Origin of the sequence: uncultured Croceicoccus sp., assembly GCF_947496385.1 — a bacterium.
In the GTDB taxonomy this organism is placed as follows: domain Bacteria; phylum Pseudomonadota; class Alphaproteobacteria; order Sphingomonadales; family Sphingomonadaceae; genus Croceicoccus.
This window is the reverse complement of sequence record NZ_CANMCP010000002.1, coordinates 112,602-126,316: the sequence shown is the minus strand read 5'-3', so window position 1 is coordinate 126,316 and position 13,715 is coordinate 112,602. Positions and strand designations below refer to the sequence as shown.

General features: G+C 64.6%; 9 protein-coding genes and 1 tRNA gene. 1 reads left to right on the top strand and 9 read right to left on the bottom strand.

From position 1 onward, the window contains the following. Nucleotides 1-6: 6 nt before the first annotated feature. From Q0897_RS04225 to Q0897_RS04205, 5 genes are all read right to left on the bottom strand, one after another. A complete protein-coding gene (locus Q0897_RS04225) occupies nt 7-1,260 on the bottom strand; it encodes an integrase arm-type DNA-binding domain-containing protein (RefSeq protein ID WP_299307759.1) in 1,254 nt (417 codons plus the stop codon). A gap of 152 nt (nt 1,261-1,412) precedes the next feature. Beyond that, nucleotides 1,413-1,487: transfer RNA gene (locus Q0897_RS04220), tRNA-Asn, on the bottom strand. 89 nt (nt 1,488-1,576) lie between these two features. After that, nucleotides 1,577-2,368, bottom strand: a complete 792-nt coding sequence (locus tag Q0897_RS04215; protein WP_299307758.1) for an NAD kinase — start codon at nt 2,366-2,368, stop codon at nt 1,577-1,579. A 70-nt stretch (nt 2,369-2,438) separates the two neighbouring features. Beyond that, a complete protein-coding gene (gene mfd / locus Q0897_RS04210) occupies nt 2,439-5,945 on the bottom strand; it encodes a transcription-repair coupling factor (RefSeq protein WP_299307757.1) in 3,507 nt (1,168 codons plus the stop codon). A 44-nt stretch (nt 5,946-5,989) separates the two neighbouring features. Next, a complete protein-coding gene (locus tag Q0897_RS04205; RefSeq protein ID WP_299307755.1) occupies nt 5,990-6,274 on the bottom strand; it encodes a succinate dehydrogenase assembly factor 2 in 285 nt (94 codons plus the stop codon). A gap of 65 nt (nt 6,275-6,339) precedes the next feature. Between Q0897_RS04205 and recG the strand changes: the two genes are divergently transcribed. Beyond that, complete coding sequence (recG, locus tag Q0897_RS04200; protein WP_299307754.1) at nt 6,340-8,400, top strand: ATP-dependent DNA helicase RecG; 2,061 nt, start codon at nt 6,340-6,342, stop codon at nt 8,398-8,400. Between the two features lie 32 nt (nt 8,401-8,432). Here recG and Q0897_RS04195 read toward each other — a convergent pair whose 3' ends face one another. From Q0897_RS04195 to virB11, 4 genes are all read right to left on the bottom strand, one after another. Then, nucleotides 8,433-10,373 carry an EAL domain-containing protein gene (locus Q0897_RS04195; RefSeq protein WP_299307752.1) on the bottom strand — a complete coding sequence of 647 codons (1,941 nt, stop codon included), beginning with the start codon at nt 10,371-10,373 and terminating at the stop codon, nt 8,433-8,435. A 105-nt stretch (nt 10,374-10,478) separates the two neighbouring features. Beyond that, nucleotides 10,479-11,864: an alpha,alpha-trehalose-phosphate synthase (UDP-forming) gene (otsA, locus tag Q0897_RS04190; protein ID WP_202085470.1), complete on the bottom strand. Its 1,386-nt coding sequence runs from the start codon at nt 11,862-11,864 to the stop codon at nt 10,479-10,481. A gap of 31 nt (nt 11,865-11,895) precedes the next feature. After that, nucleotides 11,896-12,633 (bottom strand): trehalose-phosphatase, encoded by a 738-nt coding sequence (gene otsB / locus Q0897_RS04185; protein ID WP_299307749.1) that lies wholly within the window; start codon nt 12,631-12,633, stop codon nt 11,896-11,898. A gap of 84 nt (nt 12,634-12,717) precedes the next feature. After that, a complete protein-coding gene (gene virB11 / locus Q0897_RS04180; protein WP_299308151.1) occupies nt 12,718-13,713 on the bottom strand; it encodes a P-type DNA transfer ATPase VirB11 in 996 nt (331 codons plus the stop codon). Nucleotides 13,714-13,715: the final 2 nt, after the last annotated feature.

Below are 13,715 nucleotides of genomic sequence, written 5' to 3'. Positions count from 1 at the left end.
CGCGCGTCAGCGCGGGATAAGCGTTCCGGGCAGAGGCATGCCGTCCATCAATAGGTCCGCCCAGACCTGTGCCAGTTCGCGCCGGCGAGGCATGTAGGCGGCCCGATTGTAGGCTGCCTCGACGCCCTCGGGCACGTGCGCCAGCATCAGGTCGATGATCGCACGGTCGCGTTCGCGATCCTCCACCGCCGCGCGTTCGTTCATGATCGTGGAAAAGCTGGAACGCCAGCCATGCGGTACATGCCGCCCCGCGAGGCCCGCATCGCGATAGTGTTTGCTGAGTGTCGAATCGCTGATCGGTTTGCGCCAGCTTCCAATGCCGGGAAACAGCCATTGTGGGCTGGGGCTCGCTTCCATCGCCGCCTTCACCGTTTCGACAGATTGGCGCGAGAGCGGCATAACGAATTCGAAGGCCGCGTCGCGTTTGCGCTCGCGGGTGAGTTTCATCTTCCCGGCCGGAATTCGCCAGATCGGCTGCTTTCCGTCCAGATTCTCGAACTCGGTACGCTCGGCCAACCGTATCACGCCCGGACGCGCCGCGGTCAAGGCCAGCAATCGGGAGGCGAGCCGTGTTGCCCACCAGATATCGTTGAGCGCCTCGGTCGAGGTGAGAACCTTGCGTGCGTCCTTCAGCTTGGTGCGGGCAGGACGAAGCTTCGGATCGGTCGGCTTCAATGCCTTGCGAATGATCGCGGCAGGATCCTGCTGGCAGATACCCGACGCGATCGCCCAGACAAACACGTCGGAAGTATGCGTTCGCACCCGATGCGCCATTTCCTTCGAGCCGCGCGCCTCGATCTTGCGTATTGCTTCGAGCACCTGCGGCGGTTGAACCTTGTCGATCGGTAACGCGCCGATATGCGGGAACATGTTCTCCTCGAGCCGAACTAGAACCTGTTTTGCGTATCGCGGAGTGAGCGTGGATTCTTTCTCGCGATGCCAAGCCCGCGCGACCGCTTCGAAGGTTTCGAGCGCAGCCAGCGCATTCGCCGCCTTTCGCCGCTTTTTCTCCGCCGATGGGTCGATGCCGGACGTCAGTTGCTCGCGCGCGAGATCCCGTGCCTTCCGGGCCTCGGCCAAGGTCACTTGCGGATAGGTGCCGATCGTGAGCTTCTTCTCGCGACCGTCGGGCAGGCGATACTTGTATTTCCAGCTCTTGGAGCCGGTCGGCTTCACCAATAGAAAAAGGCCACCCGAATCGGAAAGCTTCCGATCCTTGGTAGCCGGTTTCGCCGTTCGACAAACCGCATCGGTCAGCATGGTTTTGCTGCCAAAACGAGGCCCCCAAAAAGGCCCCCAAACTGTCCGCGCTTAGCTGCTCTTTTATGCACTTCCATGCACCATCAGACAGCGCAAAAACGGCAGAAACGCAAGGTTCCTGCCCCAAATTGCACGTCGATGAAAAGAGATAGTGGCTCCCCGAGTAGGATTCGAACCTACGGCCAAGTGATTAACAGTCACCTACTCTACCGCTGAGCTATCGGGGAGCAGCCCTTTGCAAGGCAGGACCGGGCGTATAACAGCGCTGAGATTTTTGACAAGCCGTCTCCGGCAAAAAAATCGCAAAAATCTTCGCTCAGATCACGAATTGTTCGGTCACGATCCGCTCGTCCAGGCTATGGCCCGGATCGAACAGCAAGGTGAGGTCGCGTTCATGCGCGACGCGGACCTCGATCGTGGCGATGTTGCGCACTTCCTTCTGATCGGCGACGGCGGAAACCGGGCGTTTTTCCGCCTCCAGCACGCGGAACGCGATCGGCAGGTGATCGGGCAGGATCGCGCCTTTCCACCGGCGCGGGCGAAATGCGCTGATCGGGGTGAGGGCGAGCTGCCCCGATGCGAGCGGAAGGATCGGGCCGTTCGCGGAAAAATTATAGGCCGTCGATCCCGCCGGCGTCGCCACCAGCACCCCGTCGCATGCGAGTTCCGGGATCCGTACCTTCCCGCCGACCGACACCTCCAGCTTGGCCGTCTGCCGCGTTTCGCGCAGCAACGACACCTCGTTGATGGCGCAGTTCTCGAAGCTCGACCCGTCCTGGCGAACGGCCTTCATGAAAAGCGGCGACACGGTGAGCGGCTTTGCGCGGGCGAGCCGCTCCATCAACGGGCGGGCGCTCTTGTACCTGTTCATGAGAAAGCCGACCGTGCCGAGGTTGAGCCCGTAGGCGGGCACGATCCGCCCGGCGTCGAGCATGGTATGCAGCGCGGTCAGCATGAAACCGTCGCCGCCCAGCACCACGATCGCATCCGCCTCGGCCAGCGGAACCCAGTCATGCGCATCGCGCAGCGGGGCCGCGGCCTCCTGCGCACGCTCGGTCGGCGACACGAACAGGCTGAGCTTTTCGTAAATCGGTTTCAGCTCGGTCATGCGGCGTATCCTTCCCCTTTGGCGCGCGACCCTATGGGGCGGGGGCGGGCTTGGCAACGCGGGCGCGTCTTCACGCCGATGATTTCGCCCTTGCCGCGCGCCGCACGACGCCCGCAAGCCCCTTGGTCAGCTGGTGCAGGCCGTGAAGCCGCGCCTTCGGATCGCCCCACGCGCGATTGATGACCAGCTTCATGTCGGGCCGCAGTTTCGCCGTGCCCTTCAACCGCTCGACATAGGCGATGAGCCCGGCCGGTTCGGGAAAGCTGTCGTTGTGGAAACTGACCAGAGTGCCGCGTGCGCCGACATCGATCTTCGCGATGCAGGCCTCCACCGCGAGCGCCTTGATCTCGATCAGGCGGACCAGGTTTTCGGTCGCGGAGGGGAGGGGGCCGAACCGGTCGATCATCTCTGCGGCGAGCGCCTCGATCGCCTCGCTGTCGGCGGCATCGTTCAACCGGCGATAGAGCGCCATGCGCACGGCGAGGTCGGGGACGTAATCCTCCGGAATCATGATCGGCGCATCGACGGTAATCTGCGGCGACAATCCGCTGCGGTCTTCCTCCAGCCCGGCGTCGCCCGCCTTTGCGGCCAGAATCGCGTCCTCCAGCATGGATTGGTACAGTTCGAAGCCAACCTCGCGGATCTGCCCCGATTGTTCGTCGCCGAGCAGATTGCCCGCGCCGCGATGGTCGAGATCGTGGCTCGCCAGCTGAAACCCCGCGCCCAGCGAATCGAGATCGCCCAGCACCTTGAGCCGCTTTTCCGCGACCTCGGACAATTGTTCGCCGCGCGTGTGCGTGAGATAGGCATAGGCCCGCAGTTTCGAGCGGCCCACCCGCCCGCGCAGCTGATACAATTGCGCGAGGCCGAACCGGTCGGCACGGTGGATGATGATCGTATTGGCCGACGGAATGTCGAGGCCGCTTTCCACGATGGTGGTCGAAAGCAGCACGTCATATTTCTTTTCGTAGAAGGCGCTCATCCGCTCTTCCACCTCGTTCGCGCCCATCTGCCCGTGGGCGAACACGGCCTTCACCTCCGGCACATATTCGCGCAGCCAATCCTCGATTTCCGGCATGTCGGAGATGCGCGGCACGACGATGAAACTCTGCCCGCCGCGATGATGCTCGCGCAGCAAAGCCTCCCGCATGACCATGTCGTCCCATTCCATGACATAGGTCCGCACGGCGAGCCGGTCGACTGGCGGGGTCTGTATCACCGACAATTCGCGCAGGCCCGACATCGCCATCTGCAAGGTGCGCGGGATCGGCGTCGCGGTCAGGGTGAGGACGTGGACATTGGAGCGCAGCGCTTTCAGCTTTTCCTTGTGGGTGACGCCGAACCGCTGCTCCTCATCCACGATGACGAGGCCGAGCCGCTTGAACTCGACCGATTTGGACAGGATCGCGTGGGTGCCGACGACGATGTCGATGGTGCCATCGGCGAGGCCCGCGCGCGTGGCGGTCGCTTCCTTTGCGGGCACGAGCCGGGACAGCCGCCCGATATTGAGCGGGAAGCCGCCGAACCGTTCGACGAAATTGCTGTAATGTTGCCGGGCGAGCAGGGTCGTGGGTGCGATCATCACGACCTGACGCCCGCTCATCGCCGCGACGAAGGCGGCGCGAAGGGCGACCTCGGTCTTGCCGAAACCGACATCGCCGCACACCAGCCGGTCCATCGCCCGCCCATCGGCCAGATCGCCGAGCACGTCGCCGATGGCGCGTTCCTGATCGTCCGTCTCGTTCCAGGGGAAGCGATCGACGAAGGGGGCGTAACTCTGCTCGTCCGGTTCGATGACGGGCGCTTTTTGAAGCGCGCGTTTCGCCGCCGTGCGCAGCAAATCATGCGCGATTTCGCGGATGCGCTCCTTAAGCCGGCTCTTGCGCTTCTGCCACGCCTCGCCGCCCAGCCTGTCGAGCGTGACCCCTTCGGATTCGCTGCCGTAACGGGACAAGACGTCGAGATTTTCGACGGGAATATAAAGCTTGTCCCCGCCGTGATATTCGAGCGTGACGCAATCGTGCTTGCTCTTGCCCACGGTGATCGGGTCGAGACCGAGATAGCGCCCGATCCCGTGATCCATGTGCACGACGAGATCGCCGGGGGTGAGCGCGGCCAGCTCCGCCATGAAGGCGTCGGCGTCCTTCTTGCGCTTTTTCCGGCGGACCAGCCGATCGCCCAGAAGATCGCGCTCGGTCAGGACGTCGAGGTCGTCGTTGGCAAACCCGGATTCCAGCGGGAGCACGACGGCGACCGCCTTGCCCTTCGCCGCGATGCCGAGCGCATCCTGCCACCCGTCGGCGATGGCCGGCGCACTCTTGCCCGCCTCGCCAAGCTGGCTGACGATGCGGGCACGCGATCCTTCGGAATAGGTGGCGAGGATGGGTTTGCGCCCCCCCTTCGCCACTTTTCCAAGGTGAGCGGCCGCCGCTTCGTAGACGTTTTCGCCGCGGCTGCGTTCGGGGGCGAAATCACGCGCGGAATGAAGGCCGAAATCGACCACGCCGTCGCTTTCCGGCTCGGCGAAGATCGAGGTGCGGTGAATGGGCCGCTCCGCCATGCGCGCGCTCCATTCCGCCTCCGACAGATAGAGCGATTCGGGCGCCAGCGGACGATAGCTTCCGGGTGCCTGCGCGGCGCTTTCGCGGCGGGCGCGGAAATAATCGGCGATCTCCTCCAGCCGCGTTTCGCCCGACCGGATCGCCCCGCCATCCACCACCGCAAGGTCGTCCGGATCCAGATGGTCGAACAGCGTCGCCAGCTTTTCCTCGAACAGGGGCAGCCAGTGCTCCATCCCGGCCTGTCGCCGGCCTTCGCTCACCGCCTGATACAGCGGGTCGGACGTGGCGGCGGCGCCGAACATTTCGCGATAACGCCCGCGAAACCGCTTGATCGTATCGTCGTCGAGCAAGGCCTCGCTCGCGGGGAGCAGGAGGTGGCTTTTCACCGAACCCGTGCTGCGCTGATCGCCCGGATCGTAGAGGCGCAATGTCTCCAGCTCGTCGCCGAAGAAATCGAGCCGGAGGCCGAGCCGCTTGTCCTTTTCGCCAAGGCCTGACGGCACGATGTCGAAGATCGAGCCGCGCACCGCGAATTCGCCTGCGTCGATGGCGGTGTCGGCGCGGCTGTAACCCTGCCGCTGCAACAGCGCGATCAGGCTTTCATGCCCGACCGACATGCCCGGTTCGAGCAGGCGCGTGGCCTCCCGGATGCGGAACGGCGTCAGGACGCGCTGCAACACCGCATTGACCGTGGTGACGAGCAATTGCGGCCCGTTGCGTTTCCTCTGCAACGCCTGAAGCGCGGAGAGGCGGCGCGCGCTGACCGAGAGCGCCGGGCTCGACCGGTCATAGGGGAGGCAGTCCCATGCCGGGAATTCGATGACCTGCAATTCGGGAGCGAAGAACGGGGCCGCGTCGGCGACGGCGGCCATCGCCTGTTCGTCGGGGGCGATGAACACGGCGCGGCCCTTCGCCCCGCGCGCCAGATCGGCCATGACCATCGGCAACGCGCCGCGCGCGAGGGAGGACAGCACCAACGGGCGCCGGGCGGTGGTGATATCGGAAATTTCGGCCATGTGTCCTTCGGGACGAACGGGGGGCGGGGCGGTTCCCGCGGGGGTTATCGGTGGACGTGCACGTAATCGAGCCGGCGCATCGCGTCCATCATCGGCCCTTCGTAAAGCGGCGGGGCGGGTTGTACGCCCAGCGCCCATGCCATGATGTCGACGTCATCCTCGTCCAGCAGGGTTTCGAACCATTTCAGTTCGCCTTCGTCCCACGTGTTGGAATATTTGTCGAAAAAACCGCCGATCATGAAATCGGCCTCCCGCGTGCCGCGGTGCCAGGCACGGAATTTCGCGCGGGCGAAGCGGGCGGGTTCGTGAAAGGGAACAGGATCGGCCATGAAAACCGGGTAGCGAGCGCGCTTGCGCGGTGCAAGCGGCGAAAAACACCGCTATAGCCGCCGCCATGCGTCCCGAAAGGCTCAATCCCCTGTTCGCCAGTGCCGACACGTTGAAAGGCGTGGGGCCGAAACTGGAAAAACCGTTGAACCGCCTGGGGCTGCGGCGGGTGAAGGATTTCATCTATCACCTGCCCGACCGTTTCGTCGAACGGCGGCAGGTCGCCGATTTGGACGAGGCGCAGGTGGGCGAACATATCATCATCCACCTGACCGTCACCGATCATCGCGGGAGCAGCACCGGGCGCGGCCCGTTCCGCGTGCAGGCGCGCGATGCGGCCGGCAATATGGTCGCGCTCACCTATTTCGGGCGCGCGTCCTATTCGGCGCGGAAACTGCTGCCCACCGGCGAGGCGCGATGGGTGGCGGGCAAGCTCGAGCAATATGGCGACATGTTGCAGATCGTCCATCCCGATCACGTTTCGCCCGACGGCGCGGCAGTGATGGGGGCGGCGTGCGAGCCGGTCTATCCGCTGGCCGACGGGCTGACGCAGAACCGGCTTGCCGCGATGGTGGAGCAGGCGCTGGGGCTGGTGCCCGAACTGCCCGAATGGGTCGATGCGGGGTTGAAGGAAAAGCGCGGCTGGCCCGATTGGCGCGATGCGCTCGTGCTCGCCCATCGCGGCGGGCATCGGGAGGCGCGCGACCGGCTCGCCTATGACGAATTGTTTGCGAGCGCGTTGGCGCTGATGCTGGTGAAGGCCGACAATCGCCGGCGGCGCGGGCCGTCCTTGCAGGGGGACGGGCATCTGCGCGACCGGTTGAAGCTTCCTTTCTCGCTGACCGGGGCGCAGCAGCGGTCGATTCGCGAGATCGAGGGCGACATGGCGCAGGAATATCCCATGCTGCGCCTGCTTCAGGGGGACGTCGGATCGGGCAAGACGGTCGTCGCGCTTACCGCCATGCTGATCGCGGTGGAGGCCGGCGCGCAGGCCGCGATGCTCGCCCCGACCGAAATCCTCGCGCGGCAGCATTACGAGACGCTCACCGAAATGGCGCGCGGCACCGGGGTCGAGATCGCGATCCTGACCGGCCGGGACAAGGGGCGCGCGCGTCAGGCGACGTTGATGGGATTGATGGACGGCACGATCGACATCATCGTCGGCACCCATGCCATATTTCAGGATGCGGTCAATTATCGCAATCTCGCGCTCGTCGTCATCGATGAGCAGCATCGGTTTGGCGTGGGGCAACGGCTCCTGCTCACGCAGAAGGCGAAGGGGACGGCCCACTGCCTCGCCATGACGGCGACGCCCATTCCGCGCACGCTGACGCTCGCGCAATATGGCGAGATGGAGGTGTCGAAACTCGACGAGTTGCCGCCGGGGCGCAAGCCGATCGACACGCGCGTCGTCGCGGTGGAGCGGATGGACGATGTCGTCGCCGGCCTGCGCCGCCATGTCGAGGGCGGGGGGCAGGCGTACTGGGTCTGTCCGATGGTGCATGAAAACGAACGCGCCGATCTCGCCGCGGCAGAAGAGCGTTTCGATGCGTTGCGCGACGTGCTGGGCGACCGGGTGACGTTGGTGCACGGACAATTGCCCGGCGATGTGAAGGACGCCAACATGCAGCGTTTCGCGAGCGGCGAGATGCAGGTGCTCGTCGCGACGACGGTGATCGAGGTGGGGGTCAACGTGCCCAATGCCTCGCTCATGATTATCGAGCAGGCGGAGCGTTTCGGTCTTGCCCAGCTGCACCAGCTGCGTGGGCGGGTCGGGCGCGGGGCGGCAGAATCGGTGTGCCTGCTGCTGCGCGGGCAGGCGTTGAGCGAGACGGCGCGCGACCGGCTCGCGCTCATGCGGGAGACGCAGGACGGGTTCCGGCTGGCAGAGGAGGATTTGCGTTTGCGCGGAGGCGGCGAACTGCTGGGCACGCGCCAATCGGGCGAACATGCCTTTGCCGTGGCGACGCCCGAACAGATCGGCGATCTTCTTGAGCCGGCGCATGACGATGCGCGTCTTTTGATCGAACGCGATGGCGGATTGACGGGCGCACGCGGCGATGCGGCACGCACGCTGCTCTATCTGTTCGAGCGGGATTACGGGGTGCAATTGCTCCGCGGCGGATAAAGCCGGGGCGGGTCAGGATAACCCGGCGAGGTTCAGGCGACCGAGACGGAACGGCCCGGTGCTTCCTTCACCAGATCCTCGAACTGCGCGACGGTGAGGGGCGCGCTGAATAGGTTGCCCTGAATATTTTCGCAGCCCATCGCGCGGAGCATGTCGAGCTGCTCCGTCTCCTCCACCCCTTCGGCCACGCAGGGCAGCCCCATGGTGCGGCACAGCGTTATAACCGCCTGAAGCAGGTCGCGGCTCCGCGTCATCCGGCTCTCCACGATGAAGGACCGGTCGAGCTTCACGACGTCGATGGGCAGCTTGTGCAGATAGCTCAGGCTCGATTGCCCGGTCCCGAAATCGTCGAGCGCGATCCGTGCGCCCAGCGCGTGAAACTCCTCCATCGCCCGATGTGCCAGCTCCAGATCGCGCAGCATCGCCGTTTCCGTAAGCTCCAGCACGAGGCGCGAGGCATCGACACCGCTGTCCCGGATGCAGTCGGCGATGGCGGCGACCGTCTCTTCGCTCGCCAGATCGTATGCCGACAGGTTGAACCCCAGGACGACGCTTTGCGGCATCTGGCCAAGCGTACGCAGCATTTTTCCGAGCAGAACGAGGCTTAGCCGGTTGATGAGCCCCAACCGTTCGGCCACCGGAATGAACACGGCGGGCGCCACAGGTCCGAGCGTGGGGCTGTTCCAGCGTGCGAGCGTTTCGCCCCCCATGATGTGAAAGTCGGACAGCCGCACGATCGGTTGCAGGTTGATATCGAATTCCGCCTCGTAATCGGCGTTTTGCAGGGCGGTTTCCAGCCGGCGTTGGTGGCGCATCGTCTGATCCAACTCGGCGGAATAGGTGATGGACGAACCGCGCTGGTGATTCTTGGCGTAGTAGAGCGCGTAGTCGGCCTGATCGTAGAGCGAGACGATGTTCGTGTGTTCGTCGCTGCGCATCGCGAGGCCGCAGCTTGCGCCGATGGTGATTTTCGTGTCGCCCAGGTGAAATGGCTGCGCGATCTTGCGGCATGCCGTCTGCGCCAGCTGCTCTGCGCGGCGCAGGTCGGTCTCCATCACAAAGGCGAATTCGTCCCCGCCCAGCCGCGCGATCATCGCCTCCTTTCCAAGCGCATCGCGCAGCCGTTCGGCCACCTCGGCCAGCAGCGTGTCGCAGAGCGCATGGCCGAACGTGTCGTTCGCCGCCTTGAACCGGTCGAGGTCGATGGTGCCGAAAACGAGCGCCGTCCCGTCTCGCGCGCATCGCTCCATCATGGCGGTGCTCTTGGAAAAGAAATAGCGCCGGTTGGGCAGCCCGGTCAGCGTGTCGGTATTGGCAAGATGGGTAACCTCCTCGTGCAGACGCTCGCCCTCGATGCGGGCCTCGACCAGCTTTTGAAAGCCATGGAAATTGTTGAGCAGCACCCGGATCAACATGATGAGCACGAGCAGGATGTTGAACGCGATCGCGGTGTAGATCGGCCCGCCCATCGACAGCTGATACGAAAGATAGGGCACCATCACGATGACGGTGACGAGCAAGGCGGCCTGCGGCAGATAGGTGAGGCACGCGATGCATCCGATCACCGTCGTCGCAATGAAAAGCGCGACATGGGCGCGCTGCTCGTCCCGGGCAAAGCCGTACAGGGCGAGTGACCAGCTTACATAGGCAAAGGCGATGAAGGCGGCGAGCATGGTCGTGCGGCGCAACATACGGATGGCCCCGGCCGCATTCACATCCATCCGCGGCCGATACCGCCACGCGATGGCGCGCAACGTGCTCATCGTGACGAGGAGGAGCGGGATCCACAAGGTCATGTAAAGCGGGGCGACGTAGAAATGGGTCGCCGCCACCGCGACGGCGTTGACGCTCAACACCGCATAAAGCATCGGGATCTGACGCTGCAACTCGTCGTGCTGCGCGATCGCAAGCTTGTCCGGTACCGAAGAAATCTTCAGCCAGTCAGCAAATCTGAGCAGATGAGGCTTCATCATTGCCTCATATGAGAGTCCGACCCTAATTTATCCTTAGGCGCCCTTAGGCAATTGCCCGTTATGGGGATCGCGCAAAGATATTGCGGGCAGCGGGTCGGCCCAGAGTTATCCCTTCCCGGGGGGAACCTTGGTCTCCGTAATCATCGCGACGAATTTCTCCCGCCACCAATGGACATCCTCGGTCCGCACCCCGTCGAGCAATGATTCAAAGCGGCGCTTGCGTTCGGATAGCGGCATCTTCAACGCCTGCTGCAAGGCTTCGGCCACCTCCTCCGGCGAGTAGGGATTGACGAGCAGCGCCTCCTTCATCTGCGACGCGGCGCCGGCAAAGCGGGACAGGATCAGCACGCCCGGATCTTCGGGATCCTGCGCCGCGATATATTCCTTTGCCACAAGGTTCATCCCGTCGCGCAGCGGCGTGACCAGCCCGACCCGCGCCGCGCGGTAAAGCGCGGTGAGTTCCGCCCGCGCATAACCGCGATTGACGTAGCGGATCGGGGTCCAGTCCACCTCGGCAAACTCGCCATTGATGCGCCCGGCCAGCTCGTTGAGCTTTTCACGGACCTTCTGATATTGCTCGACCTCGCCGCGGGATGGGGGCGCGACCTGGATGAGCACGACCGAGCGGTGCAGTTCTTCATGCGTGTGGAGCAGATGCTCGAAACTGTTGAGCCGTTCCTCGATCCCCTTGGAATAATCGAGCCGGTCGACGCCAACGATCATGGTCAGCTGCCGCAGCGAGGTGCGCATGCGTTCGGCAATGGCGTTCGCCTCGCGCGTTTCGCTTGCCTCGCGGAAATTCTTGAAATCGATGCCGATGGGGCACACCACCGCGCGCACCATCTTTTCGCCGACGTGGATATATTCGCCCTCGCTGCGCCCGCCCAGCTCGTGCTCGCAATAATGGCGGAAGCTTTCCAGCCATTCCTCGGTCTGGAACCCGATCACGTCGTAGAAGAACATCGAGCGCACGAGTCGCTCGTGATAGGGCAGGGATACGAGCAGGCGGGTCGGCGGCCAGGGCGTGTGGAGGAAGAAACCAATCCGGTTGCGCACCCCCCGATCGCGCAGCAGCATCGCCATCGGGATCAAATGATAATCATTGATCCAGACCACGTCGTCAGGCTCGATCATCACATGGAGCGGTTCGGCAAAGCGCCGGTTCACGCGTTCGTATCCCTCGCCGAAGCTGCGGTTGTATTTCGCGATGTCGACGCGGTAGTGGAACAGCGGCCAGAGCGTGCGATTGGCAAAGCCGTTGTAATATTCCTCGACATCCTGCGCCTCGAGATCGACCACGGCGGAGCGTACGCCGTCGCTTTCCTCGAAATTGACGCTGCCGGTGAACTCCTCGACCTCGCGGCCGGACCACCCGAACCACAATCCGCCGCTCTCGCGCAGGGCCGCCTGAAGCGCGACGGCAAGTCCGCCCTGCGCCCCGTCGGGCGATGGCATGGAAACGCGGTTCGATACGACGATAAGACGGCTCATGATTTCCCCCTGGGTTTCCTTCGATCCGCTCTCAATTTCGTAATGACCGGTCGAGCCATTCGTTCACGGAATTAACATCGGGCAATCGAAAATTGGCGGCGGTGGCGCGCATCGTCCCGATCAACACGCCATGCCCGCCCGACCGGGTCACCTGCTCGAAACCGGCCTCGTCGGTGACGTCGTCGCCCAGGAATATCGGGCGATGGCCTGCGAACGGGGCGCGCTCCAGAATGTCGGAGATGGCGACGCCCTTGTCGACGCCGGCGCGGCGCAATTCGACCATCTCGTGGCCGTGCTGCACATGGAAACCGTACGATTGCGCGAGATTTTCGGCAAGCGCGACACATTCATCGCCCCATTCCGGCGACAGCCGGTAGTGCAGCGCGGCGCCCAGCGGCTTGTCCTCGAACAAGACCCCGTCGTGGGTATCGGCAAAGCGTTCGAACTGCCCGCGCGCATCGTCCATGCCGGGAGGGCGGGCGGTTTCGCTCAGCGTTCCGTCGGCGAGCCGCCATTCGGCCCCGTGGCTCCCCGCGATGGCGAGGCCGTCCATCCCGAAACCGTCTAGCGTGGCGATGTCGCGCCCGCTGACGAGGGCGAGCCGGCCATCGAGCCGATCCGACAATGCGTGGAGCAATGTAATGAGCGGCTCGCCAACGACGACCCCGTCGGGCCGGTCGGCGAGTTCGACAAGCGTTCCATCGAAATCGAGGAACAGCGCATCGCCGTAAAAATCGATCGGCGGGGGCGGGGGAAGATGCTGTGTCACCCCGCCGTCTTGGCCCTGTGGCCCGGCGGGGTCAAGCCCGCGATGCTGCACATGCGAAACGGGGGCGCGCGAACCAGCCCGCGATCAGCCGATCTGCGCGAGTATGTCCGCGCTCCGCCCGATGGCCGCGATGCCGCGCCGCCCGTCCACCCGGCCGAGCTGCACGATCACATCGATGACGGACGCCGCATATTCGAGCGTGTCGGTGCGGGTGAGGCCGATGCCGGTCTGCATTACCATCAAGGCCAGCTGTTCGAGCGCACCGCGCAGCGAATTGGCGTGGATGGTGGAAAAGCTGCCGGGATGGCCGGTGTTGATCGCGCGCAGGAAGCTCACGCTTTCCGCGCCGCGCAATTCGCCGAGCACGACCCGGTCGGGCCGCAGGCGCAGCGCGGCCTGAAGCAGCTCGTTCGCGGTAATTTTCGCCTCGCCCAGCTCCCCCTTTACCGCGACAAGGCCGACCCCGTTTGCGCCCGGCAGCTTCAGCTCGGGCGTATCCTCGACGAGGATGACACGTTCGTGCGCCGGGATCTCGCCCAGCAAGGCGTTCAGGAAGGTGGTCTTGCCCGTCGACGTGCCGCCGGAAATCAGCACGGTCTTTCGATGCTGGACCGCGGCGCGCAGGAAATCGACCGGCGTGTCCTGCGCATCGGGGAGCGCCGGTTCCGCAACGCCGCGCAATGGCCCGCTGTCATAGGCGTCGAGCGGCAGGTCCAGCCGCCGGTGCCGCCGGATCGCCATGGTCCAGTGGCGCCGCGTCGCGGGCGGCCCGCAAAATTGCACGCGCGCCCCGTCGGGCAGCGTCGCGCCGAGCAGCGGATGCTCCCGGTTGATGCCCTGATGGCTGACCCGCGCGACCTGCTCGGCAAGGCGCTGTACCAGCCGGTCGTCGATTTCGGGCACGGCGACCCGCTGCATCCCGGGGACGCCCGCGTCCTCCACCCACACTTCGCCCGGCGCGTTGACGAGGATTTCCGTCACCGTGTCCCGCAACAGGAACGGACGGAACGGGGCGAGATACGCATCGAGATAGACGCTCCCCGCGCTTGGCACGTCGGCGGCGGGCAGGTCCGGGCTCATCG

Excerpts from the sequence above, each read along its gene's own strand:
- Q0897_RS04225 (WP_299307759.1), bottom strand. The coding sequence starts at position 1,260 with ATGCTGACCGATGCGGTTTGTCGAACGGCGAAACCGGCTACCAAGGAT.
- recG (WP_299307754.1), top strand. The coding sequence starts at position 6,340 with ATGCGTCCCGAAAGGCTCAATCCCCTGTTCGCCAGTGCCGACACGTTG.
- virB11 (WP_299308151.1), bottom strand. The coding sequence starts at position 13,713 with ATGAGCCCGGACCTGCCCGCCGCCGACGTGCCAAGCGCGGGGAGCGTC.
- Q0897_RS04215 (WP_299307758.1), bottom strand. The coding sequence starts at position 2,368 with ATGACCGAGCTGAAACCGATTTACGAAAAGCTCAGCCTGTTCGTGTCG.
- Q0897_RS04195 (WP_299307752.1), bottom strand. The coding sequence starts at position 10,373 with ATGATGAAGCCTCATCTGCTCAGATTTGCTGACTGGCTGAAGATTTCT.
- Q0897_RS04205 (WP_299307755.1), bottom strand. The coding sequence starts at position 6,274 with ATGGCCGATCCTGTTCCCTTTCACGAACCCGCCCGCTTCGCCCGCGCG.
- otsA (WP_202085470.1), bottom strand. The coding sequence starts at position 11,864 with ATGAGCCGTCTTATCGTCGTATCGAACCGCGTTTCCATGCCATCGCCC.
- mfd (WP_299307757.1), bottom strand. The coding sequence starts at position 5,945 with ATGGCCGAAATTTCCGATATCACCACCGCCCGGCGCCCGTTGGTGCTG.